The organism is Sulfodiicoccus acidiphilus (genome assembly GCF_003967175.1).
Classification (GTDB): Archaea; Thermoproteota; Thermoprotei_A; order Sulfolobales; family Sulfolobaceae; genus Sulfodiicoccus; species Sulfodiicoccus acidiphilus.
On the sequence record NZ_AP018553.1, the window covers coordinates 826,992 to 850,010 of the forward strand.

The window sequence follows — 23,019 nt, forward strand, 5'->3', positions numbered from 1 at the left end:
TTAAAGATCTTCACATAAATTTAATTGTGTTGTGAATGGCTCGCTACTTCCAATTCACTTCACAAACTTCGGCAACGTCACTCCCCTCTGTCCCTGGTACTTTCCGCTGTAGGGTCGCTCTATGGGAGTCAAGGTCTTCGCGAACACCAAGTGGAGGAATCTCGTTCCTGCTCGTAGTTCCACTGGAAAAGCTGAACCCACCACTTCTATTGTGAGCTCGCCTTTGAAACCGGCATCAACTATGGTGGGAGGGATGAAGAGCCCCAGCCTAGCGAACGAGGAACGAAGGTTCACGAAAGCCATAACATCGGTCGGAAGTTCTAAATACTCCTGTGTGGTCAGGAGGACGTGTTCGCTTGGGTTAATCACGAACTCTTCCCCATCTTCAACCTTAAAGAAATTCGAAACGTCCTCGCCTAGCCTTAATACTCCAGCGTTTACCATCCTCGCTATCTGCTTCCCCACCCTCAAGTCCAGGCCGTTCTCACGTACAGTGTCTTCCGAGAAGGGTTCGACCTTGATCAGTCCTCGGTCTATGAAGTACTTGAGGTCTCTGTCTCCTAGGATCATTACGGCCAATTTTTACGGCTCAAAGTTTTAAAGTCGTACCACACGATATTTCATTGAAGATTATAGCCAAGTGAACGGGTTGAGTGTGACGACTGGTGTGGTGCATCCAAACCCTTGGGAACACTTTTCGTGGCTCAGAAACTACCAAAAGTTTTTACCGGAAGTGCACGAACATAGTTAAATCATGCACCCAGGCTTAGACCCCACTGGTAAGATAGACGAAAGGACGTTGGTCATGGGAGTGGACATAGAGCCTGGGTCAAGCCCAAACTCTGTTAGAGAGGCCAAATACTCCGTGGCAATTATAGACGGGAAGGAGCGGGTGGTAACTAAGCTCGAGGGAGTCCCTACTCCTCGTCTCGTTAGACTAATCTGGGACTACAGGCCGCGCGTCCTAGCCCTGGACAACGTTTTCGAACTTGGAGGAGACGAAAGGGGCTTCAGGAAAGTAATGGAAATGCTCCCAGACAACTTACAGGTAGTCCAGGTCACATACGTTGACGGGGAATTTCTCGATATTAGGGAAATCGCTAGACGAACGGGCATAGAGGTGAGGGGGAAAACTGACCCCTTGGAGACTGCCGTGATAGCTGCCAGGTTGGCCTTAAGGAACGTAGGAACTGGAGTGAAGGTTGTAGAGAACAGGACCAAGATAATAATTTCAAAATCGAGGAAGTACGGCCCTGGAGGAATGAGTCAAAACAGATTCAAAAGGAGAATAAGAGGGCTCCTACTTCAGGCTACTAGAGACATAAAGTCGAAGTTAGACGCTCACGGTTTCGACTACGACGTCTTCATCAGGAGATCCAAGTCGGGACTTGAAGGGGCCATGTTCGTTGTCTATTCTCCACGGGAGGCACTCTATGGTATAGTAAAGAAGGTGAGGACCCACGACCTATCGGTAGACGTGAGACCTGTCTACACAACTAGAGTTAAGTTCTCTGGGAATAGGAGGAAGAGCGACCGTCCGCTAGTAGTAGGAGTTGATCCTGGGTTGGAGGTGGGAATCTCCGTATTAGACTTACAAGGGGCTCCTGTTCTTCTCACAACTAAGAGGGCAATAGACAGGGAGGAGATCCTCAGCATTATCTCTCAATATGGCGTTCCAATTTTGGTGGCAACTGACGTTAATCCCGTTCCAGACGCGGTTAAGAAGATCGCAGCCCAGGTTGGGGCCAGAATTTTCGTCCCTGAGAAATCCATGAGTGTCGAGGAGAAGCAGGAACTGGTGAGCTCCCTATGTTCAAGATTCGGACTGAAGGTAGACGATCCTCACGTCAGGGATTCCTTAGCCTGTGCCTTGAGGGCCTACAACGAGATGGAGCACAAGCTGAGGCAAGTTGAGGGTTACCTCAATAGGCTCGAGCTTGACGTAGATCACGACAGAGTACTGATGTGTGTAGCGATGGGAAATCCGACCATGGAGTGTGTAGAAAGGGAAATAGAGTCCATGTTAAGCCCCAGCGAAAAGGAGGAGGTAAGGGCTAAGACCGAATCGAAATCCCAGAGGCCCGGCGAGCAGAGGCCTCCCGAGCAAGTGAGCGAGATGCGAAAGGAGGTCGAACAACTCAGGAAGAGATTGAGAGAAGTCCTTAGGGAGAAGGAGGAGGTCGAATATAGACTAGAAGAGGAAAGAATAATGCGGAACAAAGAACTCATGAACGATAGGAGGATTTACAGACTAGCTGGCGAACTCACCATAAGAAACAAAATCGTTACTGAACTCAAAGAAGAGCTGAACCAACGAGCCGCGGAAATCCAGCGACTAAAAGAAGTAGTGGATATGTTAGTGAGCGGTAGAGGGAAGATCGTAAGATGCGAGGGTAAAGTACAGTTCTGTGAGGGTTCGCTGAGGATATTAGGAGATCCTGTGTCGTATAAGGTAGCCGTGTTTGTTGGAGAGGACTACGCCATAGTGGACGAAGGAACCCTTAAGGATGCAGAAGTATTAGCGAAGGAGAGGGAGATCGAGGAAGGAAGAAAGATAGACTTAGTCAAGCTCATACTTGACTACAGAAGGGAAAGAAACGAGTCTAAAACATAGGGGCGTTTCTCTCCAATATGGTATCGGTCAGCCTCTGGAAGTCGCTTAAAGCTTCATCTACCACGCCTCGTATCTCATTCTTCATGTCCTGTGTGAGCTTGCCGTCAACCGCAACCGTATCGACGTTCACTATCATGGGGTCATCTATCGGTCTACCAATTTGCCCAAGTACCTCTATCTGAACGGACTTAACTCCCTTCACCTGTTCAACTATGCGCTTGGCCGCCATATTAGCCAATACGTTGTAGAGCTTTCCAACGTGATTAACTGGATTCTTTCCAGCAGTGGCTTCTAGAGACATAGGCCTCATAGGCGTTATGAGGCCCGTCGCCCTATTTCCTCTACCGGTCATTCCATCGTCTCCATGTTCGGCGGAGGTACCGGTTACTGTTAGGTAAAATATACCCTTCTCTGGCCTGTCTCCAGCGTTGATGTGAACCCTCACCGTGTGGTTGGGGGCCAACTGGGATGCTAAGTCTAGAACTTTCTGCTTAACCTCCTCCTTAACTGCCATATAGTGGTTAGGGTCTCCAACGAGGGAGGAGATGACGGCCATAGCCACTGTTATATCTATCTCATTACCCTTCCGAAGACCCATCACTTTCACGTCCTCTCCCACCTCTGGCACCTTTGCCTTGAATTCCTTGCTGTTCAGGATCCTTTCGGTTGTGAAGACCAATCTCTCCAATGTTGAAAAAGGAGCAAAACCTACACCGAAACTTGTATCGTTTGAGAGAGGAGCGGCTTTCCTGTTGTTAAATATGCCGACCAAATCGGCAGAGCCCTTCCCAATCTTGTAGTCTATTATCACGTGTTTCTCTGAATCAAGATACCTGAAGTTCTCCTTTAGCCAGTTTCTGACGCTCTCGATCACAATCCTACCTATGGGAACGCTCTCTGTACCTTCCTGTGTCTTAACTTCGGTAGTGGCCCTGCCAGAGACCACTATATATATTGGGTGGATGACGTCTCCACCTCCGAACCTTGGAGCTGCTTGTCCCCCGACTAATAGCGTTTTGTCTAAATTGTGATGAAGAATAGTTCCGAACCTCTTAAGGTAGTATAGGGAGAGTTCCCTGCTGGCCTCCTCGGAGGCCGAGTCAGCGACGTAGTCTGGATGACCAATTCCCTTACGCTCGACTAGCTCTACCTCGAGAGCATCCACATCCTGGCGCCGACTCTCTTGCACGTTAATGTTCTTCATGGTGATTCACGAGGATCCGTACTATCGCTTTTTATAGTTTGCTTCCTTCTTTCCCAGCGACTGTTTCATAATCTATGCTCACGAATAATATGTTACTACCTCTTATTAAGACGTGCCCGTACTTCGTGACTACCTCGTTACTGTTCTCCCTCACTTCGCTACAGTCCTTAAGTACTAAGTTCATCGTCCCATCACTCTGATCGAGTCTGCCTACGTACTCTGAGCCGTCCTTGAGCTTCACCAAGACTAACTTGTTAGTGGCCATCTTAAGGCTCTTTAACGGATTCTCCACCTTCGCCTGCAACATGTATCAGCCTTTACGAAGTTAACCTATCGTTCTACCCCTATTTAACTTTGTGGGAACTGACTTCCTCCCCGCCCTGAAAGAGTGAGGGTTTACAAAGTCGGGAGTTGAGGGGGCGTAAAGCCTCGCCCTTCACGGCGGGGACGGATAGCCCCCTCATATTTATACTTCTTTGTGAAATTTCTCTTAGTGGTACTAACGACGCTCCTCCCCAGCTCGATCGAGTGCTTGACGAAACTGAGGGAGGAGCAAGCAGCGGCTTCAATTTCCTTTAAGGGACTAGACGTAATGGGTGAAAGTCCCCTCCTCTTCAAATGGGAGTGGATCTCTGATCCACTCGACTGCCCACCAAACGAGACATGTAAACCCGAATCAATGGTGGGAACGATGAACCCTCTGGGAGGGAACCCTCGTCCCTTCCAGGGCGGGGAGGAAGTCAGCTCCTAGAACGCCCATCTTGAATAAGTCCTTATGCCGCTTCCCCATTTGGGTTTTTAATCTCTTTTCCTTAAATAGCCAGAAAAGGACGAAACGTAAAGCTTTCGCGCAGTCATTTAATAAGGCTAGGAGGAGATCTGATAGGGCCATCTTCATGGAACATTAGTTCTGATCGCTTCAATTCTTATAACTATTAATTGAATTTTAGAAAAAAGAATATTTAAATCTATAAGAGAGGCCATCTCCTTCTCAAAGAGGCTAGACTCTTTGCTCCCCCTTCTCGTCCCGAAGAGTTCTTTTATAGGAGAGTTCTTGTCTCCCTCTAAGTCCTTGCTTACGTCAGGACGGCTGAAGAACTGACCTCCATCTCACCCTAAACGGTAGATCAAAGCACATTATTTCATAACTGACCTCCTCCCCGCCCTAAAGGGCGAGGGTTCCCCTCATCGGTTCGGGTTTACATTTCTCATCTGAGGGGCAGTAGAGAGGGTCAGAGACCCCCTCCTGTTCAAGTTCACGATCGCGACGACGTCACGGTCGTTCCCGTAACCACATTTCGCACAGCGGAAGTACCTATGAGCGACTCCATTTTCCTACAGCATTCAGGACGTAAACCACCCCGTCCTCACGGGCGGGGCTTCGGGGTTTCCGGTACCCTTCGCGGTGCACCTTCATCCCCCCTTCGGGTTGTTTACCTACCCCCGACCCGTACCTCTCGTTGAGGCACGGGCTACGTTGATCGACGCGTTCAAGTCGCGGTTACGTACCACACCGCACTTACGTCTGTATTCCCTTCCGTCCGTGCGGGCAACGTGCCCGCATCAGTGACAAGTTTTGGATGTTCTAGGACTACGTTTAGTTCATGCCTCTTCTCTTCATTAGGGTTTAGGATTTTTCCTCGTATTGCTATCTTTACTTCAGCTTTCAGGGAACGTCCCAGATCTTTTCATGTCTGTTTTGATATTTACACTTATACTCCCCGCCCGTAAGGGCGGGGTCTCTGGTGAGTAAGATGAAACTGAAGAATAACAAGGGTTAACGTACTGGACTAGAGTACCGTGCTTCTCAGCTTGCCACTCGATCCAATACCGCAAACGACGATATTGCATCAAGTACAACTCATCGTGAAAACCTTTAGCTAGTCTATCCACGTTCTTGATGAGGTTCTCCAACTTAACGACGTTGGCACCCATCGTTTCGGCGATTTCAACTACCCACTTTCCTGGCGTAATCCTCCACGACTCTGCTAGCCTTTAGGTGGAAAGAACGGGAACCTGGCAAGAATCCTCTTGTTCTCCCTCCACCTTCTTTGATACTTCTTTTGAAGGTTTTCAGCTAACGATTTACAATGATGAACCTCCTCGAGGCGTGTTGGGATCCTAACGTAGTTAATGTCGTCCCTCCCTACGACTATTTCGCCCATGTCAATGTCGACGGCGACGCTCGATTTCGGCTCAACCTTCTTCAACTGTTTCCCGAAAACCACTTCGAGGAAAGCCTTATCGTCTTTAGCTACGAGTCTAGCCTCCTTCATCCTCCAGTTTAGGTACTCTTCGATGTTCCTAAGATAACCCAGAATTGGAAGCTCACCAACACTAACAATCCTAACAGTCGTCCTTTCAAGATCAACATAACTCGCTTTAGGAGTTAACCATACAGTGGGCTTATAAACTCTAGGAAAACGACCTCTCCTAGGATTTGTACCAACCCTTGTACTGAGAGGGCATTACGATGACTGTCCTCGGCGACCTTCATCGAGACTGTTGCTCTGATCGCTTTAACTCCCCTAGCCATTAAGGAAACATGAGGAGTCTTCTTTTTGAGGCTTTTGAACTCTAACAGAGTGCTCATGGAACTGATAGTGACAGATCCGGAAGGGATATACAGAACGTCTTATGCGTTAGCCTCCATGACTAGAATAAACATTGTGAAAATGGTGAGTTTGAGGCCGATGAGCGTCACTGAAATAAGTGAAGCCCTCAGGCTTACTAAGGGGAACGTTAGTAATCAGATCGCATCTTTGGAGGAAGCTGGATTACTGCAAGCTTCGTTCGAGAATGGCGTCAAAGGTGTCAGGAAGTTACTTAAAAATAGGTACGAGAAGATAGTTCTCGTTCTCACCGAATGAGTTGCACGCGCTAGAGGGAGGAGTTCCAATGACCCCTTCCTGTGAGCTAGAATCTACCTCGGTCGACCCATCTTGACACTAGCTAGGAAGCATCTAGGAGCGCCTAAGCGGCGGCACACTCCACACTCACACCTAGGAGCCCTCTCTAGCCGAAGGGGTCACCTCAACGTCCATAAAGCCTCCATATTTACAATAAAGCTAGAAACTTAGCCAACTGAGTACTCCACCGTTGTGAAGAGGGTGTTTATAGCGAGGAAAACGGCCTCGTTAAATCACGAAGGGCCAACCGTCCTTTGAAACTCTGGGTATCTAGGGAAGGGTAGTAATTGGAACCGCTTGTGCACTAACCTCCAAACCGGCGGCTGCCGCTAGAAACGCCATATAAATAGGAGAAGGCCTGAGAGGCCTGCTCTTGTACTCTGGATGAGGCTGAGTTCCCACAAAGAACCTGTGTCCCTTGAGCTCGACGAATTCCACAAGTCCCTCGTCGCTCACTCCAGATACAACTAACCCAGCCTTCTCTAACGCATCCACATACTCTGGGTTGACTTCATACCTGTGCCTATGTCTCTCGTCGACGACGCTAGTCCCATAAATTGCACGCATCAACGTACCATCCTTAATGTAAATTTTCTGCCCTCCTAACCTCATGGTTCCACCCATTCCTCTAGTTGGCTTATGACCCTCTAGTACGGTCACCACTGGATGTGGTGTGTTTGGGTCCACTTCAGTGGTGTGAGCCCCTTTAAGTCCTAAAACGTCTCTAGCGAACTCGACAACAGCGAGCTGGAAGCCGTAACATATTCCTAGAAAGGGAATATTGTTCTCTCTAGCGAATCTTACAGCTCTTATCTTCCCCTCCACTCCTCGGGAACCAAAGCCTGGTAGAACCATTAAACCTTCCGAGTTCTCCAGTAGCGAGAGTTTTTCCTCTCCCCCCTCCAACTCCTCGGCCTCCACCCACTTTATCTTGGGCTTGACGTTTAGGGCTACTCCAGCGTGGTAGAGCGCTTCCCTTATGCTTATATAACTGTCCTTGAGCTTGACATATTTACCCACCAAGGTGAGATCGACTTCCCTTGATGAGTTCTTCATCCTTTTTACAAAATCCTCGAGCGGGTTACTTCCCTCCTTCCTGGGGCTTATCCCAAGTCTGGAGAGGACTCCCTTATGAAGTCCTTGTTGCTGGAGTATAGAGGGGACCTCGTAGGCCGTGTCCACGTCGTAACTGGAGAAGACTAGCTCAGGTCTAACGTTAGTGAAAAGAGCTATCTTCCTTCTACTTTCCTCGTCAAGCGGAACCTCTGCCCTAGCCACAACTATATCAGGTTGTATCCCTATCCTACGGAGTTCCTGCACGCTGTGTTGAAGAGGCTTAGTCTTCAATTCTCCCGTAGCCTTCAGATGTTCGACTAGCGCAACATGGACGAAGACTACGCCCCCCTCGTCCTCAAGCTTCATCTGTCTCACTGCTTCGAGGAAGGGAAGGCTCTCTATATCGCCTACCGTACCTCCTATCTCCACTATGGTAACTTCCGCGTCGGCCATCTCAGCAGCCCTGTGTATCATCGACTTTATCTCATCAGTGACGTGAGGAATTATCTGGACCGTCTGACCGAGATACTTACCTTCCCTCTCCTTTCTTATAACCTCGAAGTACACCTTTCCGGCCGTGACGTTGTTGTACTTCGACATGTCTATTCCGACGAACCTCTCGTAGTGTCCCAGATCTAGATCGGTCTCAGCGCCGTCTTCTGTGACGAAGACTTCGCCGTGCATGTAGGGATTCATGGTCCCAGCGTCTACGTTTATGTAAGGATCAACCTTAACGAGAGATACCTTCAAACCCATCTCCTTAAGAAGTAGACCTAGTGATGCTGAAACCGTCCCCTTCCCCACGCTCGATAGCACTCCACCAGTGACCACTATGTACTTACCTCTCACCTATAGGCTCACAGTAACAGAATTACTGTGTGTGCCATTAAAAAGTCTAGCTAGGTGAGTAAGACGTTTACGCCACTAGAGAGCTACATAGGTCTGACAAGCATTGTTAGCACGTTTTGAAACCATGAGAATATTTTTATATCAGTTTCTGGATTTACACAGCCAGTTTTCACCATCCCCACTCAAAGATAGGGGTGGAGGTACGAATCCCACCCCGTCGGGCTCCAGATATCCTGCAATTTAGTCACAATTAAGGCGATCAAGCCTTATATGGATGTGAAGCGGGATTGAATTCTTCTTAATGAAACTACTTTTACTGCCCTCGCCACCCTCTGGCTCTACACGGTGCTTAAAGAGGCTGAGTAGCAGGATCGATTTCCCTACTACGGTCTAAGGCTCCTCTAGGGTGGTTCCCACCGTATGTCCGAGGTTACGTTCAGATGGGAGGAACGAATGGGGAGAACCTCCACTTGAAAGGTAAGAAGTGGAGTCCCAGGGGGGTTCCTCCGGACTCCTGAGGTGCTCGAGTTACTTCGCCAGTTCCTCCGTGGAGTTGGTGGAGAGATGGCGCCGAGGGAAAATGGCCGGAAAGTAGTTCAAACTTCACAGTAAGGGTTAGTCCCTGTCGGAGGAGTTTCACGGCCTTTGAATCTCTCTGTTTTTAACACATTGCGGCACTTGACACGACGAGGCCTCCTCCACCCACACGTGGAGTCCCGCTCCATCAAGACGATTCGATCTCCCTGGGATTATCTAAGGTATGTGCTACTCGAGAAGGAGAATCCACCTATGTTTGGTAGAGTCAAATATTGCGACAGCATAGTTCTTCAGCTTCTCGAACAACTTATACTCGTTTGGTCTGAGTTTCTTCTGAGCCTCCTCCATGTCTTCAGTGGTGATCGTGGACAACTTCTCCTTGAACTCCCTTAGGAACTCTTGATCTATTGCTATCCTTTCCGTTTCTGTAGTTATTATCTTGGCTCCTTCCTTATCTAATTTACTAAAGAAAGCATCAGGACTCCTCAACCTAAGTTCGCTCTCGAAGAGTACTCCTCTCTCTTTCAATATATCCATCGCTGTCTTACGTTGATCTTCCTGTCTCTGCTGCTGTTGGGTCCTAGTCTCCTGTTGTTTTTGAGGCTTCTGCTCTTCTGACCCCGCTACCCTCTCCTCTAATGCTGTCACCCTCCTAGCTAGGTCGTCTATCTTTCCGGTGAAGGGGTTGAGGACGTCTTGTAGCTTTCTTTCTAGTCTTTGAGCTATAGCATTACTGATGGCGTTAATGTCAACTCCCTTCTCCGTCTGCTCTTGTCTTCCAAATAATGCTGTTCTGACGTAGTCAGAAACTAGAGCATATCCCTCTGATCTCGCCCTCTCCTCCAACTCCTTATATTCGTCTTCTGTAAGTTTCAGCGTCAGGTACTTCAAGAGCTCCCACTTTACATTAATATTCCCCAGTTTTAAGCATGGAGGAAGAGCCACGTCGCTGGAGGTCTATAATAGAAGGGAGAAGGGTCTAAGTGAACTACCCCGCCCTCGCGGACGGGGCATCTCCCGGTGGGGATTTCCTGCTTCCCGGAGGGACCTAGATCCCCTTACGTAGCGGAGGTTCGGTGGAACCTTTCTGTGAACAGTACGGAAGGGGGGTCGCGGAGGGTTTCCTCTCCACGGGCGTGAGTTCCCCCAGTCCAGAGGGTGCGACCCAGCTCTCACAGTAGAGGTCGTAGAAATAGTATTTTGACAACCGTAAAGAGGTTTACATAAGGGGGCTGTCCGTCCCCACGGAAGGGGACTTTCGCCCCCTCAACCTCCGTTAAGTTAATTTGACCCATAAACCAACGTAACCTAAAACTCGAAAACATGATCTTTACGTGTGATCAGGTAGCCTTCTGTTTCTCCAGTATGCTATTGATTAAGTTCTCCTCAGTAGGAACCCCTATGAACTCCACTGAACCGTTTATCGCCATTGTTGGAACTGACATTACTTGATACTTCTCGGCCACGTCCTGGTTCTCGTAGGCTTCTATCGCATCAGACACCACGTTACTCCTGCCAGCTTTGAAGGCCTCGTAGGCCACCATGTGGCCCATCAAGGCCGCATATGGACAGTATGGGCAAGCGTGAGTGACTATGGTCTCTATTCTCACTTTCCCCTTAACTGACTCCCTGACCGTCTTAGCGACTTCGGGACTGAGTCCACTATCTCCAACTGAGAGTCTCACTATAGTCTCTACTAGAGCCCTCAATTCCTCTCCTATTGGGGCGCCAGTCCACCTAACTATACCGTCTAAGAAGGCCACTGTTGGGACTCTCTCTACCATGAACTTCCTGAATACATCATCGTCCTGTCCCTGATTGAAGACGTGGACCTTGAGTAGTCCCTTACCATTAGGCCTGGGCGTTGCCTCCCCTATGAATTTCATCAACTTCACGGTGAGATCGCAGTACTGGCAATCGGCGTCATTAGACGTGAAAACATATACGTCGACTTCTTCTTTCATATCCTTCAACGCGTCCTTCAACGCTTCCTTCACTTCGTCATTGAAGAGTTCTACATACTCCTCCACGGTTATGCACCTAATAGAACCCTTGAACCATACATTTTAAAGGTTTCTTTATTCCAATTTAGCTTAAATATTTGAGACTTTCGCTACGAAGTTCCTTGGCTCTACTTGGACTACCTCTCCACGAGGACTTCTCTCTCTGAATATTACAGCAGTAAACACACTCACCTTGGTCCGCTTGTCTAGCCAACAATCGGGGGACATTCCGGCCTTAAGACATCCCTCTGCGAGGAAAGTTTGAGAATCCCACCCGTTCTCGGGCGCCACCTGGGGTAGGAGGACCCCATTGTACCACGGTTCCCGCTCCACTACAATGCCGTGTATACCAATCTCCACCTTACCTGGAATCTCCCACCTGTTCTCGACGACCAGTAGTGAGGGGGGAGAAAGAACAGTCACCTCTATGACGATCGACTCCAGTTCACTCTTTCTCAAAGGTGGAAAACGGGGATCACTAAATGCTGCCCCCAGGGCTGCCTGAGCGATCACCTTCCATATCTCCGCGACCGGTCTCAGGTAACCTATGCAGCCTCTTAACTCTGTTGTGTCCCCGTATAGAGTCTCTAGAGTCACGAACCCCATCCCCCTTTTCTGGAGAACTGGGTTTTTCACTTCCAGCTCTCCCTTCCTTCCCCAGAGCTTTCTTTCTATCGATTCCCTGGCTATCATCACGAGTTCCTTCCCCGACTCCAGGTTCAGCTCCCGCGGGTCTAGAAGTTCCATCTTGTTGCACTAAACGTTCTAATCTTATAAGCGTCGTCCTCATCGTCCTCCAGTGAGAACCCTTCCAATAAGACTTGCCACATTTACTGCACTTCCATTTTCCTGGGGACGTAAGTTGAAGAGTGCCGTTGCACTCAACACATCTGCTACCGTTGAGATCCACGTCGATAGCAAGGTCGTAGGCCCTAGCTAAGTAGGCTAGCGCCTCTATGGTATCGGACCCCGGCTGGACGAAGAAACAGGGAAGCCCATTCTTCTTGGCCCTGTGATAAAGGCCTCTATCTCTAGTCACTATCACTCGCCCCTCGGTTGAGGCTACTTTCAATATTTTCCAGTCCTCCATTTCCTTGTCGTATAGGGTATCGTAGCCTAGGAGTCTGAGCCACCTGGCTGTACTGCCCAACATCGCATCGACAACGAACTTCCAAGTCATTCACTGCACCAGCAGTATCCATAGTAGAAGCCAAGATATTATGAATGTAGATACACCCTTCCCTAGAACTATCCATCTACCGCTCCCCGGGTATCTACTTCTCACGACTAAGACAGAAATCACGTAGAAGGTCAGCGGAAGCGCAAATGTGTAATAGAGCAGGTGACTGTAAGTCAGAAAGGAGAGCACGCCAGTCGCAGCACCCATAAGGCCCCTAAGAATAATTACTTCGTCCCCCTTATCCATGTTCGAGACTCACCATAAGGGAGGTAATAACGGTTGCACACCAAGACGTCTATGAGCTACGTGGACCTAGCAGCTTGGCTCACCGAGTGGAGAGACAAGTTGACAGGGAGCGTAATAGAGAATGTCTACAGAGCGTGGGGAAGTGAGGCGTTCCTGTTCAAACTCCACGGTAGAGACGGGGACAATGTTCTACTTCTGGAGCCGGGCAAGAGAGTGCACTTGACGAGGGTGGAGAGGAGGAAGGAGGCTGATGGTAGCGTAATTAGGTTGAGGGAGCTAGTCAGATCCGCCCACATTAGATCCATAGGTACAGTTAACGAGGAAAGGGTAATGAGAGCGGAGCTGTCAAACGGAAACTGGCTCATAGTGGAATTGCTTCCCAGAGGGGTCCTAACAGTGACTGATGGTGAAGGAAAGATACTCTATGTCTCCGAAAGGAGAAAATTCAAGGACAGGGTGTTAGAACCTGGGGCGTACTACGCTCCGCCTCCACCGTCTCCTTTCAGGGTTCCTCGAGACATCTCTGAGGCACTAGGTGAAGTTAGCGAGAACAAGTGGAGGGAAATTGTTGAGAAGGTATCAGGTGGATTGATTGCTCCGTGTTTAAAGAAGGGGTTCACCGTTCTTCCGGTGGAGTTCCCAGGGTGCGAAAGGAGAGAGAATTTTAACGACGCCCTAGAGGAGTTCTTTAACGAACTAGAGCAGAAGACAGCCACCGAGAAGGCAAGGGAGAGAATAGAGGCGGAAAGGGCCAAGATAGGAGCTTCCTTAAAGCAAGTTGAGGAAGCGGAGAGAAGCTACTTTGAAGAGGCGGAGAAGTTAGTGTCCTTGGCTAATCGTATTCTGGTCGAGTACGCACGGTTGGAGGAGCTATTAAGCAGGGCTAGGAGAGAAGGAAAGACGAAGTTGGAGGTGGAACTGGGCGGAACGAAAGTAGAGCTTGACTCCACTGTTTCGGTACAAAGGAACGCCTCGTACTATTTCGACAAAGCAAAAGAGCTGAGAAATAAGGCTAAGAAGGCTGCAGAAACCGCAGAGGAACTACGAAGGAGGCTAGCTGAGCTAGGGGAGAGCGCAGAGGATGCGGCGGAAATGGTCAAGTTGAGCGTGAGGACCAAACAGTGGTACGAAAGGTATAGGTGGACCTTGACGAGAAGGGGGTTCCTAGTGATAGCGGGAAAGGACGCGGACCAAAACGAAAGCGTGGTGAAGAGGTACTTGGGGGAAAAAGACATATATCTACACGCGGACCTCACGGGTGCCCCCTCTACCGTCCTACTCACCCAAGGTAGACAGCCTACAGAAGAGGACATCTACGACGCCGCTGTCCTCGCTGCCTGCTATTCTAGGGCGTGGAAGGTTGGACTCGCGGCGGCTGACGTGTTTTGGGTTTTTGGATCCCAGGTGAGCAAAACCCCTCCATCGGGGGAGTATATCTCCAAGGGCTCCTTCATGGTCTACGGAAAGAAGAATTACATCAAGGGAGTGAAACTAGAGTTAACCTTAGGTTTGGAAGGAAAGGAGAGGAAACCGATAGTAGGAAGCGAGGAGGCGGTCTCCTCTAGGACGGACGTCTACGTGGTTCTCAGGCCTGGAGATGAGTTGGAGAAGCTCGCGGATAGGGTAGTGAGGATATTCTCGAAGAGAGGGGAAATTAAAGGAATCGGGGCCCTAAAGGACGAACTACTAAAGCTTCTACCTGGTAAGTCGTCCATAACTAGGGTCTCTAAGACACTTCTTGGGACCGGCCGAGTAAGTTGAGGATGTGTGGCAAAACCGCGTTGAGCACCTCCTCCTGGGGCTTAGAAGCGTCCACTACCAAGAAGCCAAACTTACTCGCTAACTCCAAATACCTTTTCCTCACGTTTGGGAGCGAGTCCCACTTCCTCCTAAAGTCGTAGGTATCTCGCTTTAGCCTAGACCTTGCTACGCTCGGATCCAAGTCTAAAAGGACGGTTAAGTCGGGTTTAGGGAAATAGCTGTTGACTTCTGCTATCCATTCCTGATCAATTCCTAGAGACGATTGGTATGCCATGGAGGAGTAGAAGTAACGGTCGGTCAGAATTAAGTCAGCGTTCTGGGCCCTCATCCAATTGACGTGGATCGCCCTGTCGGCCGCGAAAAGTAACGTCAAGAGTATTCCATCCTCCCAACCACTTCTGGCTATCAAGGAGGAGATCTGGACGTCGAAGGGCTCGGAGGTCACTATAACTTTGTAACCTACCAATTTGGGCCTTAGAGAATTCGCGAGGGTGGTCTTCCCGGCCCCGTCTATCCCTTCTATTGCTACTAACTTCATCTGACCGAGTGCCGAGGTTCTACCATAAATTAACTTCGGTCAAGGGGGGATGTTTCACCTCCGTAATAGCAGTACCAGGGCGATCGCTATCACTACTACCACTATCACTACTAGAACTAGGGTCAAATTGATCTCTCCCTTTTCGGGAGTCGGAGAGGTGATCGAGGTTCTGTTGGAGGTTGTGGAGGTGTTAGTAACATGAACGCTGGGATGAGAGACTTGAGAGGTGGTGATCGGACCGCTTAACGTGAGGTTGGAGCTCTCCCTCTGTCCGTAGGGCTGGGCAGAAAACGCATAAACAGCTACTGAGTAGTTCCCCACCGACGTTGGCGTGAACTGAACTTCTTCCTCATCGCTTCCGTTGACGGGGAGGGTCAGGTTGAAGGACTTATCTACTGTGGTTTGTCCATTTACTTTAACTACTATAGTAACATCAATAGGGCCCGAAACATTCCCCATGTTCTCGATACTGACCTGGACGTAGTAAGTAGAGTTGGCCCTTAACGTAATTAATCCGACTGAGGTAGCATTACTTAATTTGGCTGTGACAGCGGGCTCCACGAGGAGTGGTAAGAACAATACGCCAACAGTTGCTCCCGTGCTTTTTACGGTGAGTGAGCCGTTGGGGTATAAATCGTCGAAGAAGCTGGGGTTGTGCACGACGTAGGTGTAAGTCCCGTTGTGCACGTGGAAGGTTATCTCCGTGGTGTTGGTGCTCAGGGTGGTGCCGTTGAGGGTAACGGACCAGCTGGTGCCGGCCGGTAGGCCGTGCTCCACGAAGGTGACCGTAACTAGGGGCGAAACACCAACGTAGACTAAGTAGGTTGAGGTGACCGCTGATTGCATCCCCGTGGCCGTGACTGTTAAGTTATATATTCCATTAGATTGTGGAGTCCAGAGGAAAGCACCGAAGCTGGTCTGGCCTGGAGACAAAGACAATACTATCGTCTCGTTCTGCACCACAATGGATCCCTTCGTCAAGACTAGGTTCTCTAGAACAACGGTCTGTTCGTTTCCTTGATTAGATATGAGAGCCCCAAGTTGATAGGTTTGACCCGTTTGGAGTAAGGAAACAGGAGCCCCAGAGGCGGTACTGACGGCCCTCTCCCCTTCAAGTACTAACTTGACGTAGGGAGGGGCGTAAGTCACGTTAACCACGGTATAATTGAAGGCGTAGAGTGTGCCGAAGGATGGGGTAGGAACCAGCCCGTGGACGGGAGAGATGTTGTACTGCAGTTCACCTGGTTGAACATGGAAGGTTATCTCCGTGGTGTTGGTGCTCAGGGTGGTGCCGTTGAGGGTAACGGACCAGCTGGTGCCGGCCGGTAGGCCGTGCTCCACGAAGGTGACCGTAACGAGCTGGGTTGACTGGGCAAACTCTGGGAATGAAAGAAACGGTAAACATAGAACGCTTAGAAGGACTAAGACTAGATATCTATTCACGAGGGCCGTCCGTGGAGGACAGTATTTAACATTTTTCTAAACCTAGATGAGAGGGCTCAGAGAATGGACGTCTTGATCTTAACAGAGGGTTTGAGGGGTGGAAGACCCCTCCCGTGGAGAAGTCTCCTCATTTAGATGCCACTTCCGAGAAACTACATCGACGACAGTTACAGACAGAGTGATCAATGAGACGCTTCTGTCGAAGCGAGGGTGGATAAGGTACGCCTGCCCTCAGACCGACGGCCCTACGCGGGCGACGATCGATTCCGCACGGAGATAGGACGACCCTCAGTCCCCTGTAGCTTTACCCTCCACCGTTAGGTGAGTTGTACGATGAAGTGGAAGGCCCATCGGGGCCAGCTCTCCATTGACCTTGAAGTAGAAAACCAATCGCTCCCTATGTTTAAGCGCTTCCTTAAGAAAGAATTTAGCCGTTGTCAGCAGTTTCCGATAAGCCATAAAGTTCATATCATTTGATGTCATTTGACAGTTCTAGCCCTCTCAATGCTATTAAGTAAGCTGAGGCTGTATGTCTATCAAATCCCTTCTCCCTCATCACCTTATCATGCCCTTCAGAGTTGGTAGTACCCTTAGGGTTAACCTATGAAAGTCCGACCCCTATCCAGAATACTTACTACTATGACTGACTTCCTCCTCGCCCTAGGAGGGTTCCCCTTCGAGAGGGTTCATCGTTCCCACCATCGATTTGAGACTTCATATCCAAATTTGGTGGGCAGTCGAATGGACCAGTGATCTCCACATCTTATATTCGCTCCCATATGGAAAGATAGGGACTATCATGCGTGACGTCTGATCCTATGTAGATAAGGAAAGGAAGATCTTAGTTGCCCCTCCCTCAGTCCCATTAAGCCCCCAATTGAGTTAAAGAGCTATCAACTCCCGCCTCAGAGAGGCTTTCCGCCACCTCAACCCTAAATTTTGTAATTATCTTCTATAAATGGGCCCGCTGGGACTCGAACCCAGGACCTCTGCCGTGTGAGGGCAGCGTCCTAACCAGGCTAGACGACGGGCCCAGTGCTCTAACCTCATGCACCCTATAAAAATCTAATTTCGAAGTGGCCGACGTCGCCCGTAACGGCCAGCTAAGGATATGAACGACGGAATGCCCCTTAGTGACTGGATACTGAGTCAAGGTTATTACGTGGCTACCTGAAAGTTAAACCTAATGAGTTCAAACAATCCGTTCAGGATAGACGGTAACGTCAAGAGACCACCTAGAGATCTCAGGAAAGTAGCTCCACAAGTACCAGCAGTAGACCTGCAGATCCAACAGCGAATGAGTAAGGTTAAGCATAAGGTAGCTGTAATAAGTGGGAAGGGAGGAGTAGGAAAATCTTTCGTATCCTCCAACTTGGCCATGGCCCTCGCAGCACAAGGTAAGAGCGTGGGCTTAGTTGACGTGGACTTCCACGGTCCATCGGCGCCTAAAATGCTGGGAGTGAGAGGACAGGCACTTGTCGCGGACGAAAACGGCATAGTTCCTGTTCAGGGGCCATTCGGAGTCAAGGTAGTCTCGATAGACTTCCTCCTCCCCAAGGATGACACGCCTGTGGTGTGGAGGGGTGCTATAAAACACACTGCCATAAAACAATTCCTCGGGGACGTAAACTGGGGAGAGCTGGATTATCTCATTGTAGACATGCCCCCAGGCACCGGCGACGAAGCCCTATCAGTAGCTCAGCTGGTCCCTAACATTACTGGGTTCGTTGTAGTTACTATACCGTCAGAGGTTTCAACGTTGGCAGTTAGGAGATCTATAACTTTCGCTAGGACAGTCAACGTGAAAATTCTAGGCGTAATAGAGAACATGAGCTACTTCATGTGTCCAACTGACGGCTCTACTCACTACATATTCGGCGAAAACAAGGGGAGAAGGATGGCCGAGGAGATGGGAGTGCAGCTCCTGGGACAGATACCCATAGACCCTGAGATCTCCGCGGCCAACGATGTGGGTGAGCCGTTCTTCTCGAAGCATCCTACCAGTTCCACCTCTAAAGTCTTCCTCTCCATAGCAGAGGGATTAATAAAAGCCGTTGAAGGTAAACCTTAGTGTAATCATGAAACGAATTTAAAGTAGTTCTTCGAAAGTTAGCCCATGACGGTTACTGGAGAACAACAGATAAGGGAGATGTACGAATCTGGACTTTCCATAAGGGAAATAGCGAAGAGAGTAGGGAGCAACTACAGTGCGGTCAGGAGGGCCTTGATAAGAGCTAATGTGAAGTTTAGGGAAGGGTAGATTCCTCAATCGAAGAGACGATAGTGAGGATGGGGAAGGAAGGTGCTAGCGCCAATAGGATAAGCAAGGAGTTGGGGCTTAATTTCAATACGGTGTCGAGAGTCCTCAAGAAGCACGGACTTGGAAGGACGAGAAGAAAGCTGACCAGAGAACAGATAGAGGAAATCAGGAAGTCGAGGCAGAGGGGGGAAAGCATTTACTCCATAGCAAAGCGCTTGAACATATCTACGAACTTAGTTTCCTACCACCTCAAGCGCTCCGGCCAAGTCAGACGCTCAGGCCGTGGACAGTCTCCCACATAACAGTAGCCAACTTACCCCGCCTCATATATACTTCTATCATGTCCTTCGAAGCCTCCTTCCTTTCCCTGTGTCTCTCGAGGAACTCGTTGATCTTCTCTATCAAGATCTCCTTTAACTCTCCTGTAAGCAATTTGCCCGACCTGTAGTCTCTCTCGATCGCAGTTATGACCTGATCATTTGGTTCGAAGAAATAGTAGAGCCACTGGAAGGGGACGTCTATCTCTGGGTTACCTCCCAATTTCCTGTGAAGTTCGACGGTAGGTTGCCCCCCAGAGAAAGCGTATCTATTCACCTTTAGCCTGACGGTCTTTGGATCATCAGTTAGGTATATCGCTGTTTCTGGCTGTGAAGCACTCATCTTCCCTTCGGTCCCAGTCAGTGGGGGCATGAATTTGCTGTGTATAGCGGCAACCTTGTAGAACCCTAAGCTCTCAGCTATGTCCCTCTGCAACCTCCAGTACGGGTCTTGATCTATTCCAGCTGGAATAAGACACCTTCTTCTTTCGAACATGGTGGGGACGATCTGCAGGGACGGATAGAAAAGCATCCCAACGTTTGTAGACTCGGTGAATCCGAAGGTTGCTCTCACCTCGGAGAAAGTTAATTTCTTGGCTACCCTCACCGCTAAGGGGTACATGTTCCTGACATACTCTATGTCTGTAAAGATGAACGTTCTGTCCGGATCGAATCCTACTGCTGCTATGTCTTGTATATTCGAATATGCCCACTTCCTAGTTTCCTCTAGGTCCAACTCGTTCTTCTGCATGAACTTCTCGTCGTCGGTAACCTCGATATACAGGTTTACTCTGAACTTATCCTGAAGCCACTTGGTGAAAATGAAAGGAATAAGATGTCCTATGTGCATTTCCTTGGAGGGTCCTCTTCCCGTGTAGAGGAAGAATCCCTTCCCACTCACGTAGTCGTTCAAAATAAGGTCCAGGTCCCTATGAGAGAAAAAGACTTCCCTCCTGAGCATGGGGTGCAGTTCTCCAACTACGGACTCGAATCTCTCCTTCAGGTCTCGGGTAATTCTCTGAGTTCCGAATCTCTCAATCAGCTTGTCGTAGTCTACCTTTCCCTTAACGTCCCATGGGTTTACCTCAAAGTCCTCAGGCACAGGTGCTTCAACACCAATGGATAAATAAGTTGACCGCCCTGTATACCTGACTACTGACTATCCTGCGACTTTTCCTTCAGTCTATTGAACATCACGTACTACTGTGTCGTAAACGCGTCAATAGTTAAGGGGTCATCTGAATTTTTAACACAAGAAGTAAATGGTTACCTATGGCACAGAGCACCAAGAAAAGGAGGGTAAACCTCTACTTGGACGAGGACGTTTACTACGTCTTCAAGACTATGGCAGCTGTAGAGAAAAGGAGACTTAACGATCTCTTCTCAGAGGCTATAATGGAGTACGCTAAACGAAAAGGAGAAGAAATAAAGAAAATGATGGATGCGGTATCTAAGATCGTGTCTTGAGCCTAAACAGGAACTTCCTTTTTTCGTAGTCCGGTACTTTTTCGATCTCGCCAACTCTAACCATGTCGGATAACACTTGTCTAAGTGTCATGGGATCTACCACGTCTATGAGGCGGTCACGCAGTTGCTCTGAAGTTAAAGGTGCTTCACTAAGTTGCTTCAATATCATTTCTCTCACTTCGCTCTCCTTCAAGCTCAATCCCTTATTGTCTCCAACGTAGAAACGATGTTCCATATGGATATTCTGGTGTGTGAAGGTATGTTAGGATCTTGATTTATCTCCTCCAATACTCCTATGGCATTGGCAGCCCTCACTGCTGGACTCAGGGAAGCGTCCTGGAGTTGCTTTATGGCTTCAGTGGCAGCCCTCCTTATGTTCCTAGGTACACTAGTGTCGTTAACTATCTTAGTGAGCACTGTAACAGCCTGTCTTATCTTACTTTCGTTATCGTAGAATGCCTCGGCCAATGTCACCACCTGTCCCTTCGTTATGCTTATTATGTGATATTAAGCTATTCCTATGAGGGCCGTTGTCTCAAGATCCTGTGAAGAAGGCCGCTGAGCTACTAAGGCAGGGGGCGACCATGCTTGGAGACGCCTGCCCGGAATGTGGCTCCCCTCTTTTCAAATTAAAGAGCGGCGACGTAGTTTGCCCTCAACACGGCAAGGTGGTGATTGTTAAGGACGATCAAGAGGAGCTTAAGGTGAAGTCTGAGGTCCTCCTTTCCCAGGTGGAAGAGCGTCTTATTCAGGGACTAGAAAGGGCCTCAGGTAAGATACGGGAGGCTCCAGAGGACCCAGATGTTGTCAACCAAGTGATAAGGTATTTGGAGGCGCTAGAGAGGGTGAGAAGGATCAGAAAGTAAGTTTTATTCTTTATCGCTTTCTAAAGTTACGTGTGACATACTCGGTAGTGGCCTACGATCCTGAATTAAAGGCTTGGGGAGTGGGAGTAGCGAGTAAGTTCCTCGCCGTAGGCGCTGTAGTTCCTTGGTTGAAGGTTGGGGTGGGGGCGCTGGCTACCCAAGCTTTCGCCAACGTAAGGTATGGAGAGAAGGGATTGGAACTCCTTCGTAAGATGAATGCCGAGTCTGTGGTAAAGTCCCTCACGGCCGACGATCCCATGAGAGAAAGAAGACAGCTAGGCGTGGTGGACTCAAAAGGAAAGGCCTTCGCCTTCACTGGAAAGGAGTGTCACACCTATGCTGGACACATAGTTGGGGAAGGATTCGCGGTTCAAGGAAACATCTTGGTGGGGTCTGAGGTGTTGGAGGTCATGGCTAGGCGAATGGAGAGAAGGGGGAAGTTTCACCGGAAGATCTTAGAGGCGTTAGAGGCAGCAGAAAGTAAGGGCGGAGACAGGAGAGGTAAACAGAGCGCCGCTCTGAAGGTCGTGGCAGAGGGAACCGGTAACTTCCTAATAGAGGCCGGCATATATGTGGACATTAGAGTAGACGATTCCACAGATCCCCTGCCCGAGCTCAGGAGAGTTCTCGAGTTGTGGGAAGCTACATTCCTAGAGGACGAGATGGTAGACCTCAGCGCATATCAACAGGAGATAGCCGAGGGGTTGAAGAAATTGGGAGTACGGGACTTCAGGACGTGGATCGAGATGAACAACTTCGAGGCAAAATACGATGGAAGGAAGGTTGGAAAGACGGTGTTAAAGGTATTCCTAAGGAGTTGTTGTGGCAAAGAGTTAAACGAATCACCTTAGAACTCCTTAATCACAACAATCGGTCTTTGGGCCTCACCGAAGCCGCAGGGAAGGTTAGTGCACCTTAGTGGGACAACCTGCTATCTCGCGAGACGTATAAATATGTGGATCTACTCGTCCTGAACCGAAGCTTCTCCGCCAAAAATAAGCCCTGTAGGGTGACCTCCGCCATCGGTTCGGAGCTACGTCTCTAGTTTGGTGAGCTAGCAAGGAGAGCCAGAACTCTTCTATCTGAAGGGTAGGTATCCGTAGATGAACGCATACTCACCCCGTGAGAGATGAACGCGTTGACCCTTCTTCCTTCAGTCGGGTTCCACAATCGCACTGGAGAGAACCACATTATTGTCGAAAAATATTTTCTAAAGATGTATTCAAATTTCTACATTTCTATAAAGAGCCGTCTGCCTCGCATCTTAGAAGGAGGAGACTTCACATTCTTCCCTGGTCAACCTACGTATACCCAACAATTCGTTTCGAGAGGACGACTTTCGAGCCGGAGGGCGCCACGAAGGTGAGGGGACTCGACCACCTCCCCGACGAGGGATCCCCAACTAACTTCGACGGGAAGTGTCGAACCCCCGAGTCCACTCGGCTAGCGGAGTCCGTCGCACCCGGCCGGAACCCGGGGAAGCGGGCGGTGGGAGAGGTCAGGCAGGTGGAGGGAGCAAATCCCCGGTGGAGGACGAGAGCGGCCTCGCCTAGACCGGGTGGTACGTCCTCTCCCGGGGGTGCCCCCGCCGTCGACGACGAGGTGCTATGTGTCCAATGGACTGAGGGGACGTCACCCCCTGAGGGAAGCGGTGGAGGCCTCCTGTCGGTCTGAGCGCGAGCTGAGACCGACGAACTCTCCCCGGAACAGCGTAGACGCTCAGGTGGGCCCCTTCGTCGCCCACGAGCCGCCTCGGCGGGGGGAGAGGA

Annotated in this window: 24 protein-coding genes, 1 tRNA gene and 2 pseudogenes; 11 read left to right on the forward strand and 16 right to left on the reverse strand. The window is 49.6% G+C overall.

Annotation, left to right across the window (positions count from 1 at the left end; all coding sequences use genetic code 11):
• Positions 1-54: 54 nt before the first annotated feature.
• Positions 55-570 carry a dCTP deaminase gene (dcd, locus tag HS1genome_RS04395; protein WP_126449774.1) on the reverse strand — a complete coding sequence of 172 codons (516 nt, stop codon included), beginning with the start codon at positions 568-570 and terminating at the stop codon, positions 55-57.
• Between the two features lie 184 nt (positions 571-754).
• Here dcd and HS1genome_RS04400 point away from each other — a divergent pair, with 184 nt between their 5' ends.
• On the forward strand, positions 755-2,614 hold the full coding sequence (locus HS1genome_RS04400) for a DUF460 domain-containing protein (RefSeq protein WP_126449775.1): 1,860 nt from the start codon (positions 755-757) through the stop codon (positions 2,612-2,614).
• On the opposite strand, the gene HS1genome_RS04405 is transcribed toward HS1genome_RS04400, so the two are convergent.
• Positions 2,604-3,818 (reverse strand): methionine adenosyltransferase, encoded by a 1,215-nt coding sequence (locus HS1genome_RS04405; RefSeq protein WP_126449776.1) that lies wholly within the window; start codon positions 3,816-3,818, stop codon positions 2,604-2,606. The genes HS1genome_RS04400 and HS1genome_RS04405 overlap by 11 nt on opposite strands.
• Before the next feature lie 31 nt (positions 3,819-3,849).
• Positions 3,850-4,122 carry a U6 snRNA-associated Sm-like protein LSm6 gene (locus tag HS1genome_RS04410; RefSeq protein WP_126451312.1) on the reverse strand — a complete coding sequence of 91 codons (273 nt, stop codon included), beginning with the start codon at positions 4,120-4,122 and terminating at the stop codon, positions 3,850-3,852.
• Between the two features lie 189 nt (positions 4,123-4,311).
• Here HS1genome_RS04410 and HS1genome_RS12545 point away from each other — a divergent pair, with 189 nt between their 5' ends.
• Positions 4,312-4,569 (forward strand): hypothetical protein, encoded by a 258-nt coding sequence (locus tag HS1genome_RS12545; RefSeq protein ID WP_126449777.1) that lies wholly within the window; start codon positions 4,312-4,314, stop codon positions 4,567-4,569.
• A gap of 1,004 nt (positions 4,570-5,573) precedes the next feature.
• Here HS1genome_RS12545 and HS1genome_RS04435 read toward each other — a convergent pair.
• A pseudogene (locus HS1genome_RS04435) lies at positions 5,574-6,312 on the reverse strand (IS200/IS605 family accessory protein TnpB-related protein); the annotation flags it as partial.
• 67 nt (positions 6,313-6,379) lie between these two features.
• Here HS1genome_RS04435 and HS1genome_RS04440 point away from each other — a divergent pair.
• Positions 6,380-6,688 (forward strand): ArsR/SmtB family transcription factor, encoded by a 309-nt coding sequence (locus tag HS1genome_RS04440; RefSeq protein ID WP_373286777.1) that lies wholly within the window; start codon positions 6,380-6,382, stop codon positions 6,686-6,688.
• Positions 6,689-6,997: 309 nt separating this feature from the next.
• Here HS1genome_RS04440 and HS1genome_RS04445 read toward each other — a convergent pair whose 3' ends face one another.
• From HS1genome_RS04445 to HS1genome_RS04470, 6 genes and pseudogenes are all read right to left on the reverse strand, one after another.
• On the reverse strand, positions 6,998-8,632 hold the full coding sequence (locus tag HS1genome_RS04445) for a CTP synthase (RefSeq protein ID WP_126449779.1): 1,635 nt from the start codon (positions 8,630-8,632) through the stop codon (positions 6,998-7,000).
• A 765-nt stretch (positions 8,633-9,397) separates the two neighbouring features.
• The gene (locus HS1genome_RS04450) at positions 9,398-10,060 is read right to left on the reverse strand and encodes a CopG family transcriptional regulator (protein ID WP_126449780.1); all 663 of its coding nucleotides are present in this window, start codon (positions 10,058-10,060) and stop codon (positions 9,398-9,400) included.
• 449 nt (positions 10,061-10,509) lie between these two features.
• Entirely contained in the window at positions 10,510-11,199 is a 690-nt protein-coding gene (gene pdo / locus HS1genome_RS04455; RefSeq protein WP_229768198.1) for a protein disulfide oxidoreductase, read from the reverse strand.
• A 63-nt stretch (positions 11,200-11,262) separates the two neighbouring features.
• A complete protein-coding gene (locus HS1genome_RS04460) occupies positions 11,263-11,919 on the reverse strand; it encodes a TIGR00296 family protein (protein WP_126449782.1) in 657 nt (218 codons plus the stop codon).
• 91 nt (positions 11,920-12,010) lie between these two features.
• A pseudogene (locus HS1genome_RS04465) lies at positions 12,011-12,352 on the reverse strand (DUF5615 family PIN-like protein); the annotation flags it as partial.
• The gene (locus tag HS1genome_RS04470) at positions 12,353-12,598 is read right to left on the reverse strand and encodes a hypothetical protein (protein ID WP_126449783.1); all 246 of its coding nucleotides are present in this window, start codon (positions 12,596-12,598) and stop codon (positions 12,353-12,355) included.
• Positions 12,599-12,631: 33 nt separating this feature from the next.
• On the opposite strand from HS1genome_RS04470, the gene HS1genome_RS04475 reads away from it, so the two are divergent.
• On the forward strand, positions 12,632-14,359 hold the full coding sequence (locus HS1genome_RS04475) for an Rqc2 family fibronectin-binding protein (RefSeq protein WP_126449784.1): 1,728 nt from the start codon (positions 12,632-12,634) through the stop codon (positions 14,357-14,359).
• On the opposite strand, the gene tmk is transcribed toward HS1genome_RS04475, so the two are convergent.
• The 3 genes from tmk to HS1genome_RS04490 all read right to left on the reverse strand — a co-directional run bounded on the left by tmk (position 14,325) and on the right by HS1genome_RS04490 (position 17,374).
• A complete protein-coding gene (gene tmk, locus HS1genome_RS04480) occupies positions 14,325-14,897 on the reverse strand; it encodes a dTMP kinase (protein WP_126449785.1) in 573 nt (190 codons plus the stop codon). The two genes, HS1genome_RS04475 and tmk, sit on opposite strands and share 35 nt — an antisense overlap.
• Positions 14,898-14,951: 54 nt before the next feature.
• Positions 14,952-16,340, reverse strand: coding sequence for a hypothetical protein (locus HS1genome_RS04485; RefSeq protein ID WP_126449786.1), 1,389 nt, complete (start codon positions 16,338-16,340; stop codon positions 14,952-14,954).
• Positions 16,341-17,299: 959 nt separating this feature from the next.
• A tRNA-Val gene (locus HS1genome_RS04490) sits at positions 17,300-17,374 on the reverse strand.
• Between the two features lie 152 nt (positions 17,375-17,526).
• Here HS1genome_RS04490 and HS1genome_RS04495 point away from each other — a divergent pair.
• Genes HS1genome_RS04495 through HS1genome_RS04500 form a run of 3 tightly spaced genes read left to right on the forward strand, consistent with a single transcriptional unit; the run spans position 17,527 to position 18,902 of the window.
• Positions 17,527-18,411, forward strand: coding sequence for an Mrp/NBP35 family ATP-binding protein (locus HS1genome_RS04495; RefSeq protein WP_126449787.1), 885 nt, complete (start codon positions 17,527-17,529; stop codon positions 18,409-18,411).
• A 45-nt stretch (positions 18,412-18,456) separates the two neighbouring features.
• Complete coding sequence (locus tag HS1genome_RS12550) at positions 18,457-18,600, forward strand: helix-turn-helix domain-containing protein (RefSeq protein WP_232018790.1); 144 nt, start codon at positions 18,457-18,459, stop codon at positions 18,598-18,600.
• 29 nt (positions 18,601-18,629) lie between these two features.
• Complete coding sequence (locus HS1genome_RS04500) at positions 18,630-18,902, forward strand: helix-turn-helix domain-containing protein (RefSeq protein ID WP_232018801.1); 273 nt, start codon at positions 18,630-18,632, stop codon at positions 18,900-18,902.
• Here the strand turns inward: HS1genome_RS04500 and HS1genome_RS04505 are convergent.
• Entirely contained in the window at positions 18,868-20,019 is a 1,152-nt protein-coding gene (locus tag HS1genome_RS04505; RefSeq protein ID WP_126449788.1) for a tryptophan--tRNA ligase, read from the reverse strand. The genes HS1genome_RS04500 and HS1genome_RS04505 overlap by 35 nt on opposite strands.
• Before the next feature lie 170 nt (positions 20,020-20,189).
• Between HS1genome_RS04505 and HS1genome_RS04510 the strand changes: the two genes are divergently transcribed.
• Entirely contained in the window at positions 20,190-20,384 is a 195-nt protein-coding gene (locus HS1genome_RS04510) for a hypothetical protein (RefSeq protein WP_126449789.1), read from the forward strand.
• On the opposite strand, the gene HS1genome_RS04515 is transcribed toward HS1genome_RS04510, so the two are convergent.
• Together HS1genome_RS04515 and HS1genome_RS04520 are read right to left on the reverse strand one after the other, a co-directional pair.
• Positions 20,368-20,577, reverse strand: coding sequence for a hypothetical protein (locus tag HS1genome_RS04515; protein ID WP_126449790.1), 210 nt, complete (start codon positions 20,575-20,577; stop codon positions 20,368-20,370). The genes HS1genome_RS04510 and HS1genome_RS04515 overlap by 17 nt on opposite strands.
• A gap of 2 nt (positions 20,578-20,579) precedes the next feature.
• The gene (locus HS1genome_RS04520; protein WP_126449791.1) at positions 20,580-20,852 is read right to left on the reverse strand and encodes a stationary phase-response protein; all 273 of its coding nucleotides are present in this window, start codon (positions 20,850-20,852) and stop codon (positions 20,580-20,582) included.
• Positions 20,853-20,968: 116 nt separating this feature from the next.
• On the opposite strand from HS1genome_RS04520, the gene HS1genome_RS04525 reads away from it, so the two are divergent.
• The 3 genes from HS1genome_RS04525 to HS1genome_RS04535 all read left to right on the forward strand — a co-directional run bounded on the left by HS1genome_RS04525 (position 20,969) and on the right by HS1genome_RS04535 (position 22,924).
• The gene (locus tag HS1genome_RS04525) at positions 20,969-21,250 is read left to right on the forward strand and encodes an Sjogren's syndrome/scleroderma autoantigen 1 family protein (protein ID WP_229768204.1); all 282 of its coding nucleotides are present in this window, start codon (positions 20,969-20,971) and stop codon (positions 21,248-21,250) included.
• A gap of 32 nt (positions 21,251-21,282) precedes the next feature.
• The gene (locus HS1genome_RS04530; protein ID WP_126449793.1) at positions 21,283-22,101 is read left to right on the forward strand and encodes a DUF1028 domain-containing protein; all 819 of its coding nucleotides are present in this window, start codon (positions 21,283-21,285) and stop codon (positions 22,099-22,101) included.
• 511 nt (positions 22,102-22,612) lie between these two features.
• Complete coding sequence (locus HS1genome_RS04535) at positions 22,613-22,924, forward strand: hypothetical protein (protein ID WP_126449794.1); 312 nt, start codon at positions 22,613-22,615, stop codon at positions 22,922-22,924.
• Positions 22,925-23,019 lie beyond the last annotated feature (95 nt).

What these genes read in the sequence shown, in the direction of transcription:
- HS1genome_RS04470 (WP_126449783.1), bottom strand. Translation starts at nt 12,598, where the DNA reads ATGGATAAGGGGGACGAAGTAATTATTCTTAGGGGCCTTATGGGTGCT.
- HS1genome_RS04495 (WP_126449787.1), top strand. Translation starts at nt 17,527, where the DNA reads ATGAGTTCAAACAATCCGTTCAGGATAGACGGTAACGTCAAGAGACCA.
- HS1genome_RS12550 (WP_232018790.1), top strand. Translation starts at nt 18,457, where the DNA reads ATGACGGTTACTGGAGAACAACAGATAAGGGAGATGTACGAATCTGGA.
- HS1genome_RS04460 (WP_126449782.1), bottom strand. Translation starts at nt 11,919, where the DNA reads ATGGAACTTCTAGACCCGCGGGAGCTGAACCTGGAGTCGGGGAAGGAA.
- dcd (WP_126449774.1), bottom strand. Translation starts at nt 570, where the DNA reads ATGATCCTAGGAGACAGAGACCTCAAGTACTTCATAGACCGAGGACTG.
- tmk (WP_126449785.1), bottom strand. Translation starts at nt 14,897, where the DNA reads ATGAAGTTAGTAGCAATAGAAGGGATAGACGGGGCCGGGAAGACCACC.
- HS1genome_RS04405 (WP_126449776.1), bottom strand. Translation starts at nt 3,818, where the DNA reads ATGAAGAACATTAACGTGCAAGAGAGTCGGCGCCAGGATGTGGATGCT.
- HS1genome_RS04400 (WP_126449775.1), top strand. Translation starts at nt 755, where the DNA reads ATGCACCCAGGCTTAGACCCCACTGGTAAGATAGACGAAAGGACGTTG.
- HS1genome_RS04500 (WP_232018801.1), top strand. Translation starts at nt 18,630, where the DNA reads ATGGGGAAGGAAGGTGCTAGCGCCAATAGGATAAGCAAGGAGTTGGGG.
- HS1genome_RS04510 (WP_126449789.1), top strand. Translation starts at nt 20,190, where the DNA reads ATGGCACAGAGCACCAAGAAAAGGAGGGTAAACCTCTACTTGGACGAG.
- HS1genome_RS04525 (WP_229768204.1), top strand. Translation starts at nt 20,969, where the DNA reads ATGCTTGGAGACGCCTGCCCGGAATGTGGCTCCCCTCTTTTCAAATTA.